This window comes from Streptomyces katrae (assembly GCF_002028425.1).
GTDB classification, from domain to species: Bacteria; Actinomycetota; Actinomycetes; order Streptomycetales; family Streptomycetaceae; genus Streptomyces; species Streptomyces katrae_A.
The window spans coordinates 4,586,584-4,606,366 of record NZ_CP020042.1 but is presented as its reverse complement, the minus strand read 5'-3'; the positions used below and the strand labels follow the sequence as shown (position 1 = coordinate 4,606,366).

Genomic DNA, 19,783 nt, shown 5'->3' with positions numbered 1-19,783 from the left:
CTGTGGAAGGGGCTCCGGATCAAGGAACCGGTGCGGAAACGACACGAGGCCGCCCCCCAGAAGGGGACGACCTCGTGAAGGTGCCTATGCGGAGACTTCGCCAGTGATTAGCGGGTCTCGCGGTGCGCGGTGTGCGAGTTGCAGCGCGGGCAGTGCTTCTTCATCTCCATGCGGTCCGGGTTGTTACGCCGGTTCTTCTTGGTGATGTAGTTCCGCTCCTTGCACTCCACGCAGGCCAGCGTGATCTTCGGGCGGACGTCGGTGGCAGCCACGTGAGTGCTCCTTGACGGACTATGGGACGGATGAACGCATAAAAGAGTAGCCGATCGGGAGACCGACCCCGCAATCGGCTACTGGGTGTGGTAGCGGCGACCGGACTTGAACCGGTGACACAGCGATTATGAGCCGCTTGCTCTACCGACTGAGCTACGCCGCTTTGATGAGATCCGTTCCCCGCCCGAGGGCGGGGAACCTCTCTCACCAGAGCCCCAATGCGGAATCGAACCGCAGACCTTCTCCTTACCATGGAGACGCTCTACCGACTGAGCTATTGGGGCGAGCGAGGAAGACATTACACGGTTGCGCGCCGATCGCCCAAATCCTTTGGGGGGACTGGGCTCGGAAGACCCGCGGCCGCCTTTCTTGATCGCTCCCGGAGCCTTCTCCCGGCACATACGGGCCCTTTTGTGGCGGGGGTCACATCCGCACCGCAGACCACGCGGCTCCGGCGGGGGCAGCGCCCGGGCGGGGGGCGACCGGCGGGGCTGCGACCGGCTCGTCGGCCGGATGTGGCGCGGGGGGCGCGTCCGGGGGCGCCGAGGCGCGTGGGCACCACACCGGTACGACTATTGCGCTCTTCCGCGAACCCGGGAGCCCCGCACCCTAGGCTCTGAGCACGCTGCGTGATCTTGGGCCGCGGGCTGCGGCCACGGCACAGGAACCGCCCGAGCCACCGCAGGAGCGCGATGTCCGACAGCCAGCCGCAGCAGCCGTCCCCCTCACCCCGCAACCCGGCCGGGGGCCCCTCCGGCGGCTCCGCCGGAAACCCGGGCGCAGGCCCGTCCAAGGGTCCGGCGGGAGGCCCGCCCAAAGGGTCGGCGGGGGGTCCGTCCCGGGCCTCCGGCGGCCCGTCCCGGGGCCCGGCCGCAGGCCCGGGGCGCACTCCGGCCGAGGGCCCGGGGCGCACCCCGGGCCGCGCTCCCGCCGGCGGCCCCGCCCCCGAGGCCACGGGGCTCCTGCTCACCGGCGCCCGGCTCACCGACGGGCGCACCGTCGACGTCCGGCTCAGCGCCGGCCGCATCCAGGCCGTCGGGACCGCGGGCAGCCTCCCGGCCCCCGCCCTGGCCCGGGTCGACCTGCGCGGCTACCTGCTCCTGCCCGCCCCGGCCGAGCCGCACGCGCACGGGGACACCGCCCTGACCGCCGACGGCGAGGGGCCCGTCTCCTACGCCCGCGACGAGGTGCAGCGCCGGGCCACCGAGGCGGCGCTGCTCCAGCTCGGGCACGGGGCCACCGCCGTGCGCTCCCACATCCGGATCGGGGACGTGCACGGGCTGGGGCCGATGGAGGCCGCCCTCCAGGCCCGCCGCTCCCTGCGCGGGCTCACCGACCTCACCACGGTGGCCGTACCCCGCCTGCTGACCGGGGTGGCCGGGGCCGACGGGCTGGCGATGCTGCGCGACGCCGTGAAGATGGGCGCCTCGGTGATCGGCGGCTGCCCCGACCTGGACCCCGACCCGACGGGCTTCGTCGAGGCGGTCCTGGAGCTGGCCGCCGAGCACGGCTGCCCCGTGGACCTGCACACGGACGGGGACGACCCCGGCCGCCTCGCCCGGCTCGCGGCGATGGCCGGCGGGCTGCGGCCCGGGGTGGCCATCGGCCCCTGCGGAGGCCTGTCCCGGCTGCCGCTGGACGCCGCCTCCCGCGCCGCCGACCAGCTCGCCGCGGCCGGCGTCCGGGTCACCTGCCTGCCGCAGGGCGACTGCGCCGCCCTGGAGCGCCGCGGCCTGCGCACCGCCCCCGTGCGCCTGCTGCGCGCCGCCGGGGTCCGGGTCGCCGCCGGGAGCGGGGCGCTGCGGGACGCGGGCAACCCGGTCGGGCGGGGCGACCCCCTCGAAGCCGCCTACCTGCTGGCCTCCCAGGGCGGGCTGCGCGCCGCCGAGGCCTACGACGCGGTCAGTGCCGCCGCCCGGGAGGCGATGGCCCTGCCGGAGGTCCGGGTGGAGGCCGGCTTCCCGGCGGAGCTGCTCGCCGTGCGCGGGGACCGGATCGCCGGGGTGCTGTCGCTGGCGTACAGCCGGATCGTGATCCACCGGGGCCGGGTGGTAGCCCGGACGAGTGCCGTACGGGAGTACTGCGACTCGGCGGTCGCGGTGGCCCTGGACCTGCCCCGGCAGGGCCGGATGGAGCCCGGCCCCTGAGGGCTCGCCGGGCGTTCGCGGGCGGGGGCGCCCGGGTCGTCGTACGGTCGTGACATGCGCATCGTCATCGCGGGTGGACACGGTCGGATCGCGCTGCGGCTGGAGCGCCTGCTCGCCGCGCGCGGGTACGAGGTCGCGGGGATCATCCGGGACCCGGAGCAGGGCGCCGATCTGCGCGAGGTCGACGCGGAACCGGTGCTGTGCGACCTGGAGTCGGCCTCCGTGGAGCACGTGGCGGGGATCCTGCAGGGCGCGGACGCGGCGGTTTTCGCCGCCGGCGCGGGCCCGGGCAGCGGTCCGGCGCGCAAGGAGACCGTGGACAGGGGGGCGGCGGTGCTGTTCGCCGACGCCGCCGAACGGGCCCGCGTGCGCCGCTTCCTGATGGTCTCCTCGATGGGTGCGGACGCCCGGCACGAGGGGAGCGAGGTCTTCGACGCCTACCTGCGGGCCAAGGGCGAGGCCGACGACCACCTGCGGACCCGGCTGGGCCTGGAGTGGACGATCGTCCGCCCGGGCGTGCTGACCGACGACCCCGGCACGGGGCTGGTCCGGCTGGAGGCGCACACCGGGCCGGGCAGCGTCACCCGGGACGACGTGGCCGCGGTCCTCGCCGAACTCATCGAGACCCCGGCGACGGCCGGCCTGACCCTGGAGCTGCTGTCGGGCTCGACGCCGGTCCCGGTGGCCGTGAAGGACGTCGCGGGCAACTGAGCCGGCCGCAGCACCGACGACCGGACGGCACGTCAACTCCGCTCCGGCGGGGGCCGTCAGGGGCTCCCGGCCCGGGCTGTACGAAGAAACCCCCGCCCACTGCGCTTCCGCAGATGAACGGGGGTTCCACTCGCGTGGCGGCGCCAGGATTCGAACCTGGGTAGGCTAAGCCGACGGATTTACAGTCCGCTCCCATTGGCCACTCGGGCACACCGCCATGGGATGCCGCCCGGGTTCCTCCGCCTTGCGGCGTTGTTCCCTGGCAACGACGTAAACGATACCTGATGCGCGGGGGTGCTTCGCCACCGGATTGATCAGCACTTCCCCCGGGTGCGGTGGCTAGGCTTTGCGGAGCGGTCCGGGGATGTCGGGCCGCGGCCCTCCGGGGCACACCGCAGCCGATTTCAAGGAGCCACAGCACATGGCCGACTCCAGTTTCGACATCGTCTCGAAGGTCGAGCGGCAGGAGGTCGACAACGCCCTCAACCAGGCCGCCAAGGAGCTCTCGCAGCGCTACGACTTCAAGGGCACCGGCGCCTCGATCGCCTGGTCCGGCGAGAAGATCCTGATGGAGGCGAACTCCGAGGAGCGCGTCAAGGCCGTCCTCGACGTGTTCGAGACCAAGCTGGTCAAGCGGGGCATCTCGCTCAAGGCGCTGGACGCCGGCGAGCCGCAGCTCTCCGGCAAGGAGTACAAGATCTTCGCCTCGATCGAGGAGGGCATCTCCCAGGAGAACGCCAAGAAGGTCGCGAAGATGATCCGTGACGAGGGCCCCAAGGGCGTCAAGGCCCAGGTCCAGGGCGATGAGCTGCGCGTCAGCTCCAAGAGCCGCGATGACCTCCAGGCCGTCCAGGCCCTCCTCAAGGGCAAGGACCTGGACTTCGCCATCCAGTTCGTGAACTACCGCTGACCTGCGCGCACGTCGCTGATCGGACCCCGTGGGGCACAACGGGGGCGGATCGCCGGGCTTCCCGGCGGGCGCCCGCGTTGTGCCCTTCGCCGTTTCGGCGCCCGGGGCACGTGCCCGGCGTGAGCGGCGCGCGCTCCCGTCCGGCCCCCCTGTGGTGACTGGGCACCGGCGGACGCGCCCCACAGGCTGGGGACAACCGTCACCGTCCTCACGAAGGGGTTCCCGCATGCCTGGGGCCGGCAGTTTCCGAGCGGACCTCGGGGCGTCCGTCGTCGTCGCCCTCGTGGCGCTCCCGCTCTGCGTCGGCGTCGCCGTGGCCTCCGGTGTCCCCGCCGAGCTGGGGATCGTCACCGGGGTCGTGGGCGGGCTGGTCACCGGCTGGTTCCGGGGCAGCGAACTCCAGGTCAGCGGGCCCGCCGCCGGGCTGACCGTCCTCGTCTACGAGGCCGTGGGCACCTACGGCCTGCCCGCGCTGGGGGTCCTCGTGCTGGCCGCCGGCATGGTCCAGCTGGGTCTGGGCGCGCTGCGGCTCGGGCGGTGGTTCCGGGCGATCTCCCTGGCCGTGGTGCACGGGATGCTGGCCGGGATCGGGCTCGTGCTGATCGCCGGGCAGCTCTACGCCCTCGGCGGGGTGCGGGCCCCCGGGCAGACCCTCGCCAAGCTGGGCGGGATGCACGAGCTGGGGGCACGGGCCGACTGGGCCGCCGTGGCGCTGGGGGCGGGGACCGTCGCCGTCCTGGTGCTGTGGCGGCGGGTGCCGGCGCGGCTGCGCGTGGTGCCGGGGGCGCTCGTCGGGGTCGCGGCCGCCACCGCCGCGGCCGCGCTGCTGCGGCTGCCCGTCGAGACCGTCCGGGTGACGGGGGTGCTGGAGGCCGTGTCGCCGCCGGGCTGGTCGGACTTCGGTGCGCTGGGCTCCGTGGGGGCGGTCGGGACGGTGGTGGCGCTCGCACTGATCGCCTCCGCCGAGACCCTCTTCAGCGCGGCCGCCGTCGACCGGATGCACGAGGGGCCGCGCACCGACTACGACCGCGAGCTGGCCGCCCAGGGGGTCGGCAACGCGGTGTGCGGGCTGCTCGGGGCCCTGCCGATGACCGCCGTCATCGTGCGCAGCTCGGCGAACGTGGAGGCCGGGGCGCGCACCCGGGCGTCCCGGATCCTGCACGGGGGCTGGCTGCTGCTGTTCGCCGTGGCCCTGCCGCAGGTGCTGGAGGTGGTGCCGCTCGCGGCGCTCGCCGGGGTGTTGCTGCACGCGGGCTGGAAGCTGCTGCCGGCGCGGGCGGTGGCCGCGCTGTGGCGGACGCACCGGGGCGAGGCGGTGGTGCTGGTGGTGACGGCCGGCTCGATCCTGGCCACCAGTCTCTTCGAGGGGGTGCTGGTCGGGCTGGGCCTGGCGGTGGCCAAGGCCGCCTGGGAGACCTCCCACGTGCACGTCGAGGAGGTCTGGGAGGGTGAGGAGCTCTGCGTGCGGGTCGTGGGGAACGCCAGCTTCCTGCGGCTGCCGAAGCTGCTGGACTCCCTGGAGGCCCTGCCGCACGGGGCGCCGGTGCGGCTCGACCTGAGCGGGCTGCGGCACCTGGACCACGCCTGTCTGACGGCGCTGGAGGGCTGGGAGCGCAAGCGGACGCCGCTTCCCGGACGCGAGGGCGTCATCTAACGCGGTTACCCTCCGCGCGTGGACAACCAGCTGAGGCGCACCCTGGGGGTGTCGGACGCCGTCGTGGTCGGGCTCGGCGCGATGGTCGGCGCGGGGATCTTCGCCGCCCTCGCCCCGGCGGCCCGCGCGGCGGGCGGCGGACTCCTGGCCGCCCTGGCCCTGGCGGCGCTCGTGGCCTACTGCAACGCGCATTCCTCGGCGCGGCTCGCCGCCCGCTACCCGGCTTCCGGCGGCACGTACGTGTACGGGCGCGAGCGGCTCGGCCCTTTCTGGGGATATCTGGCCGGCTGGGGTTTCGTGACCGGCAAGACGGCCTCCTGTGCGGCGATGGCGCTGACCGCCGGGGCGTACGTGTGGCCCGGGCGGGAGCACGAGGTGGCCGTGGCGGCGGTGGTGGCGCTGACCGCCGCGGGCTACGGCGGGGTGCAGAAGTCGGCCCGGATCGCCCGGCTGATCGTGGCGGCCGTGCTGGCGGTACTGGCCGGGGTCGTGGTGGCGTGCCTGGGTTCCGGCGCGGCGGACCCCGGGCGTCTGGGGGGCGGGGCGTGGGGTGGGGCCGCCGGGTTGTTGCAGGGCGCCGGCCTGCTGTTCTTCGCCTTCGCGGGCTACGCGCGGATCACCACGCTGGGCGAGGAGGTGCGTGATCCGAAGCGGACGATCCCGCGCGCGGTGCCGCTCGCGCTGGGGATCGCCCTGCTGGTGTACGCCGCCGTGGCGGTGGCGGCGCTGTCGGTGCTCGGTGCCGACGCTCTGGCGGGGTCTTCGGCCCCGCTGGCCGACGCGGTGCGCACGGCCGGGTGGCCCGGACTGGTGCCGGTGGTCCGGGTGGGCGCGGCGCTGGCCGCGCTGGGCTCTCTGCTGGCCCTCGTGCTCGGGGTGTCGCGGACCACGCTGGCGATGGCCCGCGACGGCCATCTGCCGCGCGCGCTGGCCGCCGTGCATCCCCGGCATCAGGTGCCGCACCACGCCGAGCTCGCCGTGGGCGCGGTGGTGGCGGTGCTCGCCGCGACCACCGATCTGCGGGGCGCGATCGGCTTCTCCTCCTTCGGAGTACTGGCCTACTACGCGATCGCGAACGCCTCCGCATGGACTCTCGGTTCAGTTGTCAAGGGTCGTGCCGTGGCAGCGGTGGGGCTGTCCGGCTGTGTGGCACTGGCCTGCGCGCTACCCGCCGCTTCGGCGGTCTCGGGCGCGGCGGTACTGGCCCTGGGCGCGCTGGCCTACGGGGTGCGGCGCGGGCTCAGATCCGGGAGCTGAACTCCGCCCAGAGGTCCGCTTCCATCTCGTCCTCGTCCCACTCCTCGCGGAACCAGCCGGTGCCGTCGAGCCAGTCGCGCAGCCACTGCGCCAGGCTCGGGGCGTGGTGGTACCAGGCGAGGCCGGGGTCCCCGGGGTTGGGCTCGAAGAGCAGTATCCGGGCGGTCTCGGAGCGGCAGTCCACGCACGCGTACATGGCACAGCCGAGGTCGGCCACCGGCAGGACGCCCTCCGGCCAGCCCCAGTCGGAGGCGCGGCCCCCTTCGTACGCCGCTATGGCCTGACGCAGCGGCAGCAGCCCGTAGTCGGGCCCGAATCCGCCGTCCCCTACGCGCGTGTAGAGCGCGGCGAGCAGGGGCGGCAGGGCGAAGCCCAGCACGCGCTCGGCCCGGTCGGCCTCCCCGTCCGCCAGGGGTACGGGGAGCGGCCTTCCGTGCTCGCGCACGGAGTCTCGTACTCGGTCGGTGACTTGCTCCAGCAACTGCTCGGTCTCGTTCATGTGTTCATGGTGACGCAGAGCACTGACAGCCGTCCGGGCCTGTGGACAACTCAGGCCAGCACGACCTCGACGTGCTTCTCCCGGAAGAAGGAGAGCAGTTCGGGGAAGGTCACCGGGTAGGCGGTCAGCGGCCGTACGCCCAGGCAGCGGCGGGCCGTCTCCTGGTCGTGCCAGACGAGGGTGAACGGCCCGGTCGCCCCGAATCCGCCGGTGAGGGCGTCCGAAAGGCCGTTGAGGCAGCGGCCGAAGTACCCGCCGGGGCCGTTGACGGCCTCGCCGAGGGCGCAGAAGAAGCCTTCGGCGTCGGTGACGTGCCGCCCGTCGAGGTGGTAGGTGCCGCCGGCCGGGCGGTCCTGGCCCGGCCAGTGGTGCAGGGCCGGGTCCAGCCAGCGGGCCCGGCCGGTGGCGTCGAACGGCGCCCACAGGTTGGGGACGGCCGGACGGCCCGCTGCGGGTACTCCGGCTGCAGCTCGTAATGGCGCCGGGGCGGCTCCGGCGGGTCGGCGAAGAGGTTTTCCGCCTCCTCGCACAGGGCCCACAGCTGCTCTTCCTCGTGGTCCTCGTCCTCGCCCCGCAGGGCGAAGCGCGCGCCGGCCGTCACCGGGAGGCGAAGGGGGCGTCCGTGGGGACGATTTCGCGGCCCAGGGGGAGGAGGGAGAGCGGGACCATCTTGAAGTTGGCGATGCCGAAGGGGATGCCGATGATCGTGAGGCAGAGGGCGAGGCCGGTGGCGATGTGGCCCAGGGCCAGCCACCAGCCGGCCAGGACCAGCCACAGGACGTTGCCGACGCAGGACGGGGCGCCCGCGTCGCGGCGCTCGACGGTGGTGTAGCCGAAGGGCCACAGGGCGTAGACGGCGATGCGGAAGGCCGCGATGCCGAAGGGGATGCCGATGATGGTGACGCAGAGGATCAGGCCGGCCAGGCAGTAGCCGAGGAACAGCCAGATCCCGCTGAGTATGAGCCAAATGACGTTCAGGATGGTTTTCACTGGCTGCGGCCTGCCATCTGTTCGAGCCGGGCGATGCGCTCGGCCATCGGGGGGTGCGTCGAGAACAGCTTGGAGAGCCCCTGGCCCGGGCGGAAGGGGTTGGCGATCATCATGTGGCTCGCCGTCTCCAGCCGGGGCTCGGGGGGCAGCGGAAGCTGTTTGGTGCCGGCGTCGAGCTTGCGCAGGGCGCCGGCCAGGGCGAGGGGGTCGCCGGTGAGCTGGGCCCCGGAGGCGTCCGCCTCGTACTCGCGCGAGCGGCTGATGGCGAGCTGGATCACCGATGCCGCCAGCGGGCCGAGCAGCATGATCAGCAGCATGCCGAAGATGCCGGGGCCCTCGTCGTCGTTGGAGCGGCCGACCGGGATCAGCCAGGCGAAGTTCACCAGGAACATGATCACGGAGGCCAGGGCTCCGGCGACCGACGAGATGAGGATGTCCCGGTTGTAGACGTGGCTCAGCTCGTGCCCGATGACCCCGCGCAGCTCGCGCTCGTCGAGGATGCGCAGGATGCCCTCGGTGCAGCAGACGGCGGCGTTGCGCGGGTTGCGGCCGGTGGCGAAGGCGTTGGGGGCCTCGGTCGGCGAGATGTAGAGGCGGGGCATGGGCTGGCGCGCGGACGTGGAGAGCTCGCGGACCATGCGGTAGAGCTGGGGTGCCTCGAACTCGCTGACGGGCCGGGCGCGCATCGCGCGTAGAGCCAGCTTGTCGCTGTTCCAGTACGCGTACGCGTTCGTCCCGAGGGCCACCAGGACGGCGACGATCAGGCCGCCCCGCCCGAAGAAGCTGCCGATGACGATGATGAGTGCGGACATCCCGCCGAGGAGTACGGCGGTCTTCAGCCCGTTGTGCCGGCGGTGCACGGTACGCCCTCCAAGTGGTGCGTCAGGGGAGCCCCGTCGTGGATCTGAGGGTCTTCGGTCCAGTGGACCCTCCCTCTGGGGTCAACGCGAGGTGGCGTCGCGTGGTTCCCGGGGCGCGTCGGGGCGCCGCCGCCCCGGTGGCACGGGCCGGGGGCGGCGGTGGGAGTTGCTCCGTACGGGTGAGGCCCGCAGTGGGACGGGCTACTGCGCGGTGCGGGCTACAGCGCGGTGCGGGCTACAGCGGGAAGAGGGTGCCGGCGGCGAAGCGCAGGACCAGCTGCGGGGCGCCGGACAGGACCAGGGCGGCCGCGGCGGTGAGGGCGATGGCCGCCGTGAGGGGCCAGGGGGCCTTCGTGCGGACCGCCGGTCCCTCCCCCGCGGTCTGCGGGGTGCGGAAGAGGAGGGCCGTCCAGCGCAGGTAGTAGTACAGGGCGACGACGACGTTGACGGCCATGACCACGGCGAGCCAGCCCAGTCCGGCGTCGACGGCGGACCGGAAGACGGTGACCTTGGCGAACAGGCCGATGATGCCCGGCGGCAGCCCGGCCAGGCAGAGCAGGAAGAACGCCAGCGACAGGGCCGCGGCGGGACGCTCGGCGTACAGGCCGCGGTAGTCGCGGATCCGGTTCAGCGGCCGGGTCCTGGCGACCAGCGCGGCGACGGCGAAGGCGCCGAGGTTCACGGCCGCGTACATGAGCGCGTAGGCGACGGTGGAGCCGATCTGCTCGCGCTCGGAGTAGGCCGCCGCGGCGATCGGTACGAGCAGATAGCCGGCCTGGCCGACGGAAGACCAGGCCAGGAGGCGTACGGCGCCGTGCGCGCGGTCCGCGGACTGGCGCAGCGCGGCGGCGTTGCCGAGCGTCATGGTGAGCGCGGCGAGCACGGCCAGGGCGGGGCCCCAGACGTCGGAGTACGCGGGGAAGGCGATCACCGTGACGAGGATCAGGCCGGTGAAGCCGACGGCCTTGCCGACGACCGACAGGTAGCCGGCGACGGGCAGCGGGGCGCCCACGTAGGTGTCGGGGACCCAGAAGTGGAAGGGGACGGCTGCGGTCTTGAAGGCGAAGCCGACGAGGGTGAGGGCGACGCCCGCCATGGCGAGGGTGTCGAGCTGCCCGGGGACGTCCTCCAGCCGGTCGGCGACCCGCGTCAGGTGCAGGGTGCCGGTGGCGGCGTAGACGAGGCTGACGCCCATCAGGGAGACGGCGGTGGCGGTGACCGAGGAGAGGAAGAACTTGAGGGCGGCCTCGGAGGACAGCCGGTCGCCGCGGCGCATGCCGACGAGGGCGAAGGCGGGCAGCGAGGCGACCTCGAGGGCGACGATCAGGGTGGCGAGGTCGCGGGAGGCGGGCAGCAGGGCGGCGCCGGCGGCGGAGGAGAGCAGCAGGAACCAGTACTCGCCGGCCGGGATCCGGCCCTCGCGGACGACGGTGACCGACAGCAGGGCGGTGACCAGGGCGCCGGCCAGGACGAGGAACTGGACGACGAGCGCGAAGTGGTCGGCGGTGTAGCTGCACGCGCCGGGGTCGGCGGTGAGGCAGAAGGTGGTGCGGTCGCCGGCGCGCAGCGGAAGCAGGGCGGCGGTCGCGGCGGCCAGGCCGGCGACGGAGATCCAGCCGAGGACGGGCTTGCGCGCCTCGGGCAGGAAGAGGTCCGCGACCAGGACGAGCAGTGCGACGGCGGCGGGCACGACCACGGGCGTGATCGCCGGCCAGTCGACGGACTGGACCAGGCTGGGGGTGTCGGCGGCCAGGGCCGTCAGGGCCGTCATGCGTTGCCTCCTGCGAGGAGCTTCTGGACGGCCGGGTCGGTCAGGCCGAGGAGGGTGGCGGGCCACAGGCCGGCGAGGACGGTGAGGGCGACGAGCGGGGTCCAGGCCGCGAACTCGTAGCGCTGGACGTCCGCCAGGGTGAGTTCGGGGCCGGCCTTGGGGTCGCCCATGCAGACGCGCCGTACGACGACCAGCAGGTAGGCGGCGGTGAGCAGGGTGCCGAACGCGCCGAGGGCCATGTAGGTGAGGAAGGCCGGGCGGGACAGGCCCGCGGCCGGGTCGAACGCGCCGAACAGGGCCAGCATCTCGCCCCAGAACCCGGCCAGCCCGGGCAGGCCGAGGGAGGCGACGGCGGCGAAGGCCAGGAGCGCGCCGAGGCGGGGGGCGCGGCCGTAGAGCGCGGCGCCGGTGGCTCCGGCGAGGGTGTCGAGGTCGGCGGTGCCGTAGCGGTCCTTGAGGGCGCCGACCAGGAAGAAGAGGAGGCCGGTGATCAGGCCGTGGGCGATGTTCGCGAACAGCGCGCCGTTGACGCCGGTGGGGGTCATCGAGGCGATGCCGAGCAGGACGAAGCCCATGTGGCCGACGGAGGAGTACGCGATGAGGCGCTTGAGGTCGCCCTTGTTGCCCTTGCGGGCGAGGGAGAGGCAGGCGAGCGACCCGTAGACGATGCCCACGGCGGCGAGGGCGCCGAGGTAGGGGGCGAAGGTGTGCATGCCGTCGGGGGTCACGGGGAGCAGGATCCGCACGAACCCGTACGTGCCCATCTTCAGCAGGACGCCCGCGAGGAGCACGGAGCCGACGGTGGGCGCGGCGGTGTGGGCGTCGGGCAGCCAGCTGTGCAGGGGCCACATCGGGGTCTTCACGGCGAGGCCGGTGCCGATGGCCAGGACGGCCAGGATCTGGGTGGTGTGGGTCAGTGCGCGGCCGTTGTCAGAGGCGAGTGCCACCATGTCGAAAGTGCCGCTGTTCAGTCCGATCAGCAGCAGTCCGAGGAGCATGACCACGGATCCGAGGAGGGTGTAGAGGATGAACTTCCAGGCGGCCGCCTGCCGCTGAGCACCGCCCCAGCGGGCGATGAGGAAGTACATCGGGAGGAGGACCATCTCGAAGGCGAGGAAGAACAGCATCAGGTCGAGGACGGCGAAGGTCGCGAGGGTGCCGGACTCGAGGACGAGCAGCAGTGCCACGAAGGCCTTCGGGGAGGGGCCCTCGGGGAGCTTGAAGTAGCTGTACACCGCGCAGAGGAAGAACAGCAGCGCGGTCATCAGGAGGAGGGGGAGCGAGATGCCGTCGATGCCGAGGTGGATCCGGATGTTCAGCGCCTGGATCCAGCTGATGTCCGTCGTCGCCTGGAAGCGGGACGGGGCGTCGTGGTCGAAGCCCAGGGTGAGGGCGACGGCCGCGGCGAGGATGACACCGGTGACGGTGACGCCGTGGCGGAGCACGGCCTGTTCGGGGCTCCTGCCCTTGAGTCCCGGCGGGGCCGGCAGGAGGGCCGCGACGGCGCCGAGGAGCGGTGCGGCCACGATGAACGCCAGAAGGAACTGCATCACGGACGGGCTGATATCGATCACGGCTGACTCTCGGCTCACGATCCGGCGTTGAGGTTGGCGAGGACGGCGGTGGCGATCGCCAGGACCACGGCGCCGGCGAGCAGGGCGCTCAGGTAGCTCTGCACGTTGCCGGTCTGGGCCCGGCGTACCAGGCTGCCGAGCAGCCGGGGTCCGGCGCCCGCGCCGCGGACGTAGGTGTCGACGACCTCGCGGTCGAGGAAGCGCACCAGGCTCGCGCCCGCGCGCACGGGGCGGACGAAGAGCCGGTCGTAGACGGCGTCGAGGTGGAAGCCGTCGGCGGCGTGCCGGTGCAGGGGGCCCAGGAGGGCCCGGCCGGGGTCGGCGGCGGGGGCGGCCGGTACGGCGGGGTGCTCGTGGCTCACCTCGGCGACCTCGGGGGTCTCGGCGGCGGACTCGGCCGCCGCGACGGATGCCGGGACGGCACCTCCGTTGCGGATGCCCGCGGCGGCCCTGGCGGTGGCGCGCTGCCACAGGGCGTAGGTCAGGATCACGCCGATGAGGGCGGCGCCGGTGCCGAGGACCGAGGTGGTCACGGTCGGGGTGAGCGCCTTGCCGTCGAACCAGTCGGCGAGGGGGCCGGCGGCGAGGCCGAAGGCGATCGAGGGGACCGCCAGCAGCCACAGCACGCCGGTCATGGCGACGGGCTCCTTGCCGTGGTCGGGGGCGGCCGCGCCGCGGCCGCGGAAGGCCATCAGCCACAGCCGGGTGGCGTACGCGGCGGTGAGCAGCGCGGTCAGCACGCCGGCGACGAGCACCACCCATCCGGCCGCGCCGGGGACGAGGCCGGAGTGTCCGCCGGCGGCGTGCTCGGCGGCGACGAGGACGGCTTCCTTGGAGAAGAAGCCGGCGAAGGGCGGGATGGCGGCGAGCGCGAGCAGCGCGATCGTCATCGTCCAGAAGGCGTCGGGGATGCGCTTGGCCAGGCCGTCCATGCGGGACATGGCGGCGAGGGAGTTCGTGCCGGCGGCGTGGATGATCACGCCGGCGCCGAGGAAGAGCAGCGCCTTGAAGGCGCCGTGGGACAGGAGGTGGAAGACGGCGGCGCCGCGGTCGCCGACGGCCAGGGCGCCGGTCATGTAGCCGAGCTGGCCGACCGTGGAGTAGGCGAGGACGCGCTTGATGTCGTCCTGGGCCAGGGCGGCGAGCGCCGAGCCGACCATCGTGGTCGCGGCCATGACGGCCATGACCACCAGGGCGGCGCGGGAGGCGGTGAAGACGGGGAGGAGGCGGGCGATGAAGTACACGCCGGCGGCGACCATCGTCGCGGCGTGGATCAGCGCGGAGACCGGGGTGGGGCCGGCCATGGCGTCGGGGAGCCAGGTGTGCAGCGGGAACTGCGCGGACTTCCCGGCGACGCCGGCGAGCAGGAGCAGCGCGATGAGCGTCGGGTGGTCGAGCCCGCCCGCGGCGACGGTGCCGAGGATCTTGGTGATCCGGAAGGAGCCGGCGTCGGCGGCGAGCGCGAACAGTCCGATGAGGAAGGGGACGTCACCGAGCTTGGTGACGAGGAAGGCCTTGAGGGAGGCGGAGCGGGCCGCTTCGGTCTCCCAGTAGTGGCCGACCAGGAAGTACGAGCAGATGCCCATGACCTCCCAGCCGACCAGCAGCACCATCAGGTCGCCGGAGTAGACGACGAGCAGCATGGCGGAGGTGAACAGTGAGACCAGAGCGGCGTACGACGGGTAGCGCGGGTCCTCGCGGAGGTACGCCGTCGAGTAGAGCTGTACGCAGGTGGCGACCACGGCGACCAGAACGGCGACCAGAACGGCGAAGCCGTCGAGGTGGAGCGACAGCTCGACCGGCACCGAGCCGGTCGGGGTCAGCTCCGTCGCGGTGTCGATCGCCCTGCCGCCTCCGTGGCGGAAGGCGACGAGTACGGCGAGGACGGCCGAGGCCAGGGCCGGCAGGACGGCGAGCGGCCTGACGAAGCCGGGCGCGGTCCGGCCGAGGAGGAGTCCTGCCACCGCTCCCAGGAAGGGGAGGAGGGGGACGAGGACCGCGAGGGTCGTGGTGCTCACGCGGCGACCTCCGGCCGGGCAGTGGTGGCTTCGGGCTGGCCGGGCTCGTGGCCCTCGGCGGTGTCGCGCAGCTTGTCGACGTCCGAGGTGCCCCGGTTGCGGTACACCATCAGCACGATCGCGAGGCCGATGCCGATCTCGGCGGCGGCGATGGCGATGGTGAAGAGGGTGAGGGCCTGGCCGGCGTGCAGGGTGTCGCGCAGCCAGACGTCGAAGGCCACCAGGTTGAGGTTGACGGCGTTGAGCATCAGCTCGACGGACATCAGGACCAGGATGGCGTTGCGGCGGGCGAGGACACCGTAGAGGCCGGTGGCGAAGAGGAGGGCCGCGAGGACGGCGGGGTAGGCGAGGTGCATCAGCTCTGCCCCTTCCCGGCGTCCGTGCGGGCCGGGGCGTCCGTGCGGGCGGCGGCGTCGACCGCGTCGGCGGCCTCCTCGGCCGGGGTGGAACGGCGGGAGAGCACGATCGCCCCGATCAGGGCCGCGAGGAGGAGGACGGAGAGGGCCTCGAAGGGCAGCACCCAGTGCTGGAAGAGGATCTCGCCGGAGACCTTGGTGGAGCCCTGGGCGGGGCCGTCGAGGTCGATCCAGGTGGTGCGGAAGGCGTCCGCGACCACCCAGACGAGGGCGGCGCCGGCGGATCCGGCGACGCCGAGGGCGACCCACCGGTTGCCGGAGTCGGCGTCCGGGGAGCGGCCGATGGGGGCCTTGGTGAGCATCAGTCCGAAGAGGAGGAGGACGACCACGGAGCCGAGGTAGATCAGGACCTGGACCCAGGCGATGAACTCGGCGGTCAGCAGCAGGTACTCGACGGCGATCCCGCCGAGCGCGACGACCAGCCAGAGGGCGGCGTGCACGAGCTGCTTGGTGGTGACCGTGACGAGGGCCGCGCCGAGGGTGGCGAGGCCGACGAGGACGAAGGCGATCTCCACGCCGGTCGGCGAGAGGAAGCCGGGGCCGGGTGCGGGGGCGGGGCCGCCGGGCGCGGCCGCCGTGACGGCGGCCGCGGCCTTGGCCGCGGCTGCGGTGAGGTGGGCGGCGTACATCAGGCGGTGCCTCCCGCCGGCGTGTCGGGTGTGTCGGGGGTGGCGTCGGCGGACGGGTCCGCCGTGGCTTCGGCGGCGGCCGCGGCGGCTGCCGCCTCGGCCTTCTCGGCGGCCTTGCGGGCGGCGGCGATCTCCTTCGGCTCCTCGGCGCAGGGGTCCAGCGCGGGCGGGGCCGGGACCGTCCACATCCACTCGCGCAGCTTGTCGCGCTCGTGGGTGAGGTCGTGGATGTCGGTCTCCGCGTACTCGAACTCCGGCGACCAGAAGAGGGCGTCGAAGGGGCACACCTCGATGCAGATGCCGCAGTACATACAGAGGGAGAAGTCGATGGCGAAGCGGTCGAGGACGTTGCGGCTGCGCTCACGGCCGCCGGGGGTGGCGGCCGGCACCGTCTCCTTGTGGGAGTCGATGTAGATGCACCAGTCGGGGCACTCGCGGGCGCACAGCATGCAGACCGTGCAGTTCTCCTCGAACAGGCCGATGACCCCGCGGCTGCGGGGCGGGAGCTCGGGCTGTACCTCGGGGTACTGGGCGGTATGCGCGCGCTTGGTCATCGTGCGCAGGGTGACGGCCAGGCCCTTGGCGAGGCCGGATCCGGGGATCGGGGGCATTACTGGATCGCCACCTTCACGATGCCGGTGAGCGCGATCTGGGCGAGCGCGAGGGGGATGAGTACGGTCCAGGCGAGCTTCTGGAGCTGGTCCTCGCGCAGGCGCGGGTAGCTCACGCGGAGCCAGATGACGACGAAGGCGAGGACGGCGGTCTTCAGGAGGGTCCACACCCAGCCGAGGCCGTCGCCGCCGAAGGGGCCGTGCCAGCCGCCGAGGAACAGGACGGTGGTCAGGGCGCACAGGACGACGATGCCGGCGTACTCGGCGAGCAGGAACAGCGCGAAGCGCAGGCCGGTGTACTCGGTGTACGCGCCGAAGATGATCTCGGAGTCGGCGACGGGCATGTCGAACGGGGGCCGCTGGAGCTCGGCGAGGCCGGCGGTGAAGAAGACGAGCGCGCCGATGATCTGCCAGGGCAGCCACCACCACTCGAAGGCGCCCACGATGCCGGGCAGCGACACCGTCCCGGCGGCCATGGCCACGGAGGCGGCGGCGAGCAGCATCGGCAGCTCGTACGCGAGCAGCTGGGCGGCCGTGCGCAGGCCGCCGAGGAGGGAGAACTTGTTGGCGGAGGCCCAGCCGCCCATCAGACTGCCGAGCACGCCGACGCCCATGACGGCGAGGACGAAGAAGAGGCCGGCGTCGATGACCTGGCCGACGGCGCCCTCGCCGGGGCCGATGGGGATGGCGAGGAGGACGAGGAGGTAGGGCAGCAGCGCGACGGCAGGGGCGAGCTGGAAGATCCGCCGGTCGGCGTTGGCCGGGACGATGTCCTCCTTCTGCGCGAACTTCACGCCGTCGGCGACGAGCTGGGCCCAGCCGTGGAAGCCGCCGGCGTACATGGGGCCGAGGCGGCCCTGCATGTGCGCCATCACCTTGTGCTCGGTCTGCCCGATGACGAGCGGGAGCACGAGGAAGACGGCGAAGACGACGATCAGTCGCAGGGCGACGTCGAGGACGTCGTTCACGCGTCGCCTCCGGTGGTCTCGTGGTCGGTGTCGGTGTCGGGCCCGGTTTCGGGCTGCGGGCGGGGCTCGGGCGCCGGCTCGTCGAAGGCGGGCTTCGGGTTGTGCCAGGGCGCGTCCGCGCTGCGCGGGGCCGGGCGCCTGGGAGCCTCCGGCTCCGGCGCGGGGGTCTGACTGGCGGACCCGTCCGAGGCGGACCGGCTGCGCCGCGCGGGGCGCGGGGCCTCGGCCGGGCCGTCCGTCGCCGGGGCCGGGCCGGCCTGGCCGGCGGACCCGTCCGCTGCGGAACGGGTACGTCGCGCCGGGCCCGGGGTGCCGGGCTCCGAGGGCGTCGCGTCTGGGCCGGTCTGGCTACGCCGCTCGGGCCGCGGGGCCTCGGCGGCCGGGTCGCCCGGTGCGGCGGCCGAATCGTCCGGCGCGCCGGCAGGGGCGTCCGGCGACGGGGCCGCCTGGCTCGCGGAACCGTCCGCTGCCGAGCGGCTGCGGCGGGCCGGGCGCGCGGCGCCGGACTCGCCGGGGGCGCCGGCGGCCGAATCGTCCGGCGCGCCCGGGGTGGCCGGCTCGGCCGCTGCCGGGGTGGCGGCGGCGTCCGCTGCCGGGGCCGTCTGGCTCGCGGAGCCTTCCGACACCGAGCGGGTGCGGCGGGGAGGGCGGGCGGTGGCGGCCGGGGGCGTCGGGGCCTCCGGCTCGCCGGCCGGGAGGGCCGAGCCCGGGGTGGTCTCCGTGGCCGGGCGGGGGCGGCGGGTCGGGGCGCCCTCGCGCGGGGGGCGGGTGGCCGCGCCCGCCGTGCGGGGGGTGCGGGCCGGGCGGGCCGGGGCCGGGGGGAGCTGGCCCTTGAGGGGGCCCCACTCGTTCGGGTCCGGGACGCCGGGCGGGAGCATCTGGCGGCGCTTGGGCGCGTCCGGGTCGTGTGCCTCGCCCGGCTCCTTGGCGCCGGGCCACGCCTTGGCGACCCGGGCCGCCAGGACGAAGTCCTTGCGCAGCGGGTGGCCCTCGAAGTTCTCGGGGAGCAGGAGGTGGACGAGGTGCGGGTGGTCGGTGAAGGTCACGCCGAACATCTCGTACGTCTCGCGCTCGTGCCAGGCCGCGCCCGCGTAGACCGCGACCGCCGAGGCCAGGGTCGGGGCGCTGTGCGGGACGGTCGTGCGCAGCAGCAGGCGGCGTACGCGTCCGCCCTCCAGGGCGACGACGTGCGCGCAGATCCGGAAGCCGGTGCCCGGCTCGTCGACCGCGCTCAGCCAGTCGAAGTAGGTGCAGCCCAGCTTGTCGCGGGCGATCTCCAGCGAGGCGATCCAGGAGCCGGCCGGGACGTCTACGGTGAGGACGTCGTACGCGACGGAGGCCACGGCCTCGGCGCCGAAGACGGTCGGGGCAGCGTCGGGGAGGGAGTCGTAGAGGTTCACGCGCCGGCCCCCGGGGCGGGCGGGGGCGTGACCAGGCCGCTGGTGAGCTGCGCGACGGACGGCCGGTCCGCGTACCGCTCGGCCAGCGACTCCCGGGCGATCTTCTCCTGGAGCTTGAGGATGCCCTGGAGGAGCGCCTCGGGGCGCGGCGGGCAGCCGGGCACGTAGACGTCGACGGGGATGATCTGGTCGACGCCCTTGGTGACCGAGTACGAGTCCCAGTACGGGCCGCCGCAGTTGGAGCAGGCGCCGAAGGAGATGACGTACTTCGGTTCGGGCATCTGCTCGTAGAGCCGCTTGACGGCCGGGGCCATCTTGTCCGTCACCGTGCCCGAGACGATCATCAGGTCGGCCTGGCGCGGGCCCGGTGCGAAGGGGATGACACCCAGGCGGATGAAGTCGTGCCGCGCCATGGACGCGGCGATGAACTCGATCGCGCAGCAGGCGAGCCCGAAGTTGAAGACCCACAGGCTGTAGCGGCGGCCCCAGTTCAGGACCACCTTCATCGGCTCGGGAGCCAGACGGGAGAGGACCCCCAGTCGCCTGGGTTCCGGGAGCGGAACGGGCTCGGGTGTCACGGCAGCCGGTGTCACGTCCATTCGAGGACGCCCTTCTTGTACGCGTAGAGCAGGCCCACGGCCAGGAACCCCAGGAAGACGAACATCTCCACCAGGGTCGTGGCGCCGTAGCCGGCGGCGGCGAACACCGTCGCCCAAGGGAAGAGGAAGATCGAGTCGACGGCGAAGATGACGTAGAGGAACGCGTAGACGTAGTAGCGGACCTGGGTGTGCGCCCAGCCCTCCCCCACGGGGTCCACACCGCATTCGTACGTCAGCAGCTTCTCGGGGGTCGGGACCACGGGCCGCAGCAGGCGGCCCGCGCCGAAGGCCACGGCGACGAAGAGCACGCCGAGGACGGCGAGCAGGCCGACGACCGAATAGCCGTGGAAGTAGTCCGCGGCGGTCACGGCCCCGGTCGGTACCGTTGGTTCGGGCACGTCCGTTCCTCGCTCCTCGGCCACTGTCGACGTTCTCGTTGATCTGGTACGGACGGGAGTCTAGGCCCTGGTCCGCACGGGGTGGGGTTACCCCCCGT

20 protein-coding genes and 3 tRNA genes are annotated in these 19,783 nt (G+C 73.6%); 5 read left to right on the top strand and 18 right to left on the bottom strand.

Annotation, left to right across the window (positions count from 1 at the left end):
- Window positions 1-107: 107 nt before the first annotated feature.
- From rpmG to B4U46_RS21075, 3 genes are all read right to left on the bottom strand, one after another.
- A complete protein-coding gene (gene rpmG, locus B4U46_RS21085) occupies window positions 108-272 on the bottom strand; it encodes a 50S ribosomal protein L33 (protein ID WP_007265873.1) in 165 nt (54 codons plus the stop codon).
- Between the two features lie 88 nt (window positions 273-360).
- Window positions 361-436 (bottom strand) — tRNA-Met (locus B4U46_RS21080).
- Between the two features lie 48 nt (window positions 437-484).
- A tRNA-Thr gene (locus B4U46_RS21075) sits at window positions 485-557 on the bottom strand.
- A 408-nt stretch (window positions 558-965) separates the two neighbouring features.
- On the opposite strand from B4U46_RS21075, the gene B4U46_RS21070 reads away from it, so the two are divergent.
- Window positions 966-2,420 carry an amidohydrolase family protein gene (locus tag B4U46_RS21070; RefSeq protein WP_237293040.1) on the top strand — a complete coding sequence of 485 codons (1,455 nt, stop codon included), beginning with the start codon at window positions 966-968 and terminating at the stop codon, window positions 2,418-2,420.
- Between the two features lie 54 nt (window positions 2,421-2,474).
- Window positions 2,475-3,131, top strand: a complete 657-nt coding sequence (locus B4U46_RS21065) for an SDR family oxidoreductase (RefSeq protein ID WP_079429279.1) — start codon at window positions 2,475-2,477, stop codon at window positions 3,129-3,131.
- Window positions 3,132-3,266: 135 nt separating this feature from the next.
- On the opposite strand, the gene B4U46_RS21060 is transcribed toward B4U46_RS21065, so the two are convergent.
- A tRNA-Tyr gene (locus B4U46_RS21060) sits at window positions 3,267-3,348 on the bottom strand.
- Between the two features lie 204 nt (window positions 3,349-3,552).
- On the opposite strand from B4U46_RS21060, the gene B4U46_RS21055 reads away from it, so the two are divergent.
- The 3 genes from B4U46_RS21055 (at window position 3,553) to B4U46_RS21045 (ending at window position 6,952) form a co-directional block, all read left to right on the top strand.
- Window positions 3,553-4,041, top strand: coding sequence for a YajQ family cyclic di-GMP-binding protein (locus B4U46_RS21055; protein ID WP_079429278.1), 489 nt, complete (start codon window positions 3,553-3,555; stop codon window positions 4,039-4,041).
- Window positions 4,042-4,267: 226 nt separating this feature from the next.
- On the top strand, window positions 4,268-5,695 hold the full coding sequence (locus tag B4U46_RS21050) for a SulP family inorganic anion transporter (protein WP_079429277.1): 1,428 nt from the start codon (window positions 4,268-4,270) through the stop codon (window positions 5,693-5,695).
- Window positions 5,696-5,713: 18 nt separating this feature from the next.
- Entirely contained in the window at window positions 5,714-6,952 is a 1,239-nt protein-coding gene (locus B4U46_RS21045) for an APC family permease (RefSeq protein ID WP_079429276.1), read from the top strand.
- On the opposite strand, the gene B4U46_RS21040 is transcribed toward B4U46_RS21045, so the two are convergent.
- From B4U46_RS21040 to B4U46_RS20975, 14 genes are all read right to left on the bottom strand, one after another.
- Window positions 6,936-7,451 (bottom strand): SMI1/KNR4 family protein, encoded by a 516-nt coding sequence (locus tag B4U46_RS21040; RefSeq protein WP_079429275.1) that lies wholly within the window; start codon window positions 7,449-7,451, stop codon window positions 6,936-6,938. The genes B4U46_RS21045 and B4U46_RS21040 overlap by 17 nt on opposite strands.
- Window positions 7,452-7,501: 50 nt before the next feature.
- The gene (locus tag B4U46_RS40365; RefSeq protein ID WP_079429274.1) at window positions 7,502-7,990 is read right to left on the bottom strand and encodes a barstar family protein; all 489 of its coding nucleotides are present in this window, start codon (window positions 7,988-7,990) and stop codon (window positions 7,502-7,504) included.
- Window positions 7,991-8,048: 58 nt separating this feature from the next.
- Entirely contained in the window at window positions 8,049-8,441 is a 393-nt protein-coding gene (locus tag B4U46_RS21030) for a YccF domain-containing protein (protein WP_079429273.1), read from the bottom strand.
- Entirely contained in the window at window positions 8,438-9,301 is an 864-nt protein-coding gene (gene htpX, locus B4U46_RS21025; RefSeq protein ID WP_079429272.1) for a zinc metalloprotease HtpX, read from the bottom strand. Before htpX ends, B4U46_RS21030 begins: the two co-directional genes overlap by 4 nt.
- A gap of 235 nt (window positions 9,302-9,536) precedes the next feature.
- Window positions 9,537-11,072: an NADH-quinone oxidoreductase subunit N gene (locus B4U46_RS21020; protein WP_079429271.1), complete on the bottom strand. Its 1,536-nt coding sequence runs from the start codon at window positions 11,070-11,072 to the stop codon at window positions 9,537-9,539.
- Window positions 11,069-12,622: a complex I subunit 4 family protein gene (locus tag B4U46_RS21015; protein ID WP_079431899.1), complete on the bottom strand. Its 1,554-nt coding sequence runs from the start codon at window positions 12,620-12,622 to the stop codon at window positions 11,069-11,071. Before B4U46_RS21015 ends, B4U46_RS21020 begins: the two co-directional genes overlap by 4 nt.
- A gap of 38 nt (window positions 12,623-12,660) precedes the next feature.
- Entirely contained in the window at window positions 12,661-14,664 is a 2,004-nt protein-coding gene (locus B4U46_RS21010; RefSeq protein ID WP_079429270.1) for an NADH-quinone oxidoreductase subunit L, read from the bottom strand.
- Entirely contained in the window at window positions 14,661-15,020 is a 360-nt protein-coding gene (gene nuoK, locus B4U46_RS21005; RefSeq protein ID WP_079429269.1) for an NADH-quinone oxidoreductase subunit NuoK, read from the bottom strand. The genes B4U46_RS21010 and nuoK overlap by 4 nt, the downstream gene beginning before the upstream one ends.
- Window positions 15,020-15,709, bottom strand: a complete 690-nt coding sequence (locus B4U46_RS21000; protein WP_100863087.1) for an NADH-quinone oxidoreductase subunit J — start codon at window positions 15,707-15,709, stop codon at window positions 15,020-15,022. Before B4U46_RS21000 ends, nuoK begins: the two co-directional genes overlap by 1 nt.
- On the bottom strand, window positions 15,709-16,320 hold the full coding sequence (locus B4U46_RS20995) for a NuoI/complex I 23 kDa subunit family protein (RefSeq protein ID WP_079429268.1): 612 nt from the start codon (window positions 16,318-16,320) through the stop codon (window positions 15,709-15,711). Before B4U46_RS20995 ends, B4U46_RS21000 begins: the two co-directional genes overlap by 1 nt.
- Window positions 16,320-17,288, bottom strand: a complete 969-nt coding sequence (locus B4U46_RS20990; RefSeq protein WP_079429267.1) for a complex I subunit 1/NuoH family protein — start codon at window positions 17,286-17,288, stop codon at window positions 16,320-16,322. Before B4U46_RS20990 ends, B4U46_RS20995 begins: the two co-directional genes overlap by 1 nt.
- A complete protein-coding gene (locus B4U46_RS20985) occupies window positions 17,285-18,688 on the bottom strand; it encodes an NADH-quinone oxidoreductase subunit C (protein ID WP_079429266.1) in 1,404 nt (467 codons plus the stop codon). The genes B4U46_RS20990 and B4U46_RS20985 overlap by 4 nt, the downstream gene beginning before the upstream one ends.
- Window positions 18,685-19,287, bottom strand: coding sequence for an NADH-quinone oxidoreductase subunit B (locus tag B4U46_RS20980; protein WP_079429265.1), 603 nt, complete (start codon window positions 19,285-19,287; stop codon window positions 18,685-18,687). Before B4U46_RS20980 ends, B4U46_RS20985 begins: the two co-directional genes overlap by 4 nt.
- Window positions 19,278-19,685 (bottom strand): NADH-quinone oxidoreductase subunit A, encoded by a 408-nt coding sequence (locus B4U46_RS20975; RefSeq protein WP_079429264.1) that lies wholly within the window; start codon window positions 19,683-19,685, stop codon window positions 19,278-19,280. Before B4U46_RS20975 ends, B4U46_RS20980 begins: the two co-directional genes overlap by 10 nt.
- Between the last annotated feature and the right edge of the window lie 98 nt (window positions 19,686-19,783).

Coding starts and splice junctions, on each gene's coding strand:
- B4U46_RS21070 (WP_237293040.1), top strand. CDS start 966: ATGTCCGACAGCCAGCCGCAGCAGCCGTCCCCCTCACCCCGCAACCCG.
- B4U46_RS21065 (WP_079429279.1), top strand. CDS start 2,475: ATGCGCATCGTCATCGCGGGTGGACACGGTCGGATCGCGCTGCGGCTG.
- B4U46_RS21055 (WP_079429278.1), top strand. CDS start 3,553: ATGGCCGACTCCAGTTTCGACATCGTCTCGAAGGTCGAGCGGCAGGAG.
- B4U46_RS21050 (WP_079429277.1), top strand. CDS start 4,268: ATGCCTGGGGCCGGCAGTTTCCGAGCGGACCTCGGGGCGTCCGTCGTC.
- B4U46_RS21040 (WP_079429275.1), bottom strand. CDS start 7,451: ATGAACGAGACCGAGCAGTTGCTGGAGCAAGTCACCGACCGAGTACGA.
- B4U46_RS21020 (WP_079429271.1), bottom strand. CDS start 11,072: ATGACGGCCCTGACGGCCCTGGCCGCCGACACCCCCAGCCTGGTCCAG.
- B4U46_RS21015 (WP_079431899.1), bottom strand. CDS start 12,622: ATGCAGTTCCTTCTGGCGTTCATCGTGGCCGCACCGCTCCTCGGCGCC.
- nuoK (WP_079429269.1), bottom strand. CDS start 15,020: ATGCACCTCGCCTACCCCGCCGTCCTCGCGGCCCTCCTCTTCGCCACC.
- B4U46_RS21000 (WP_100863087.1), bottom strand. CDS start 15,709: ATGTACGCCGCCCACCTCACCGCAGCCGCGGCCAAGGCCGCGGCCGCC.
- B4U46_RS20995 (WP_079429268.1), bottom strand. CDS start 16,320: ATGCCCCCGATCCCCGGATCCGGCCTCGCCAAGGGCCTGGCCGTCACC.
- B4U46_RS20980 (WP_079429265.1), bottom strand. CDS start 19,287: ATGGACGTGACACCGGCTGCCGTGACACCCGAGCCCGTTCCGCTCCCG.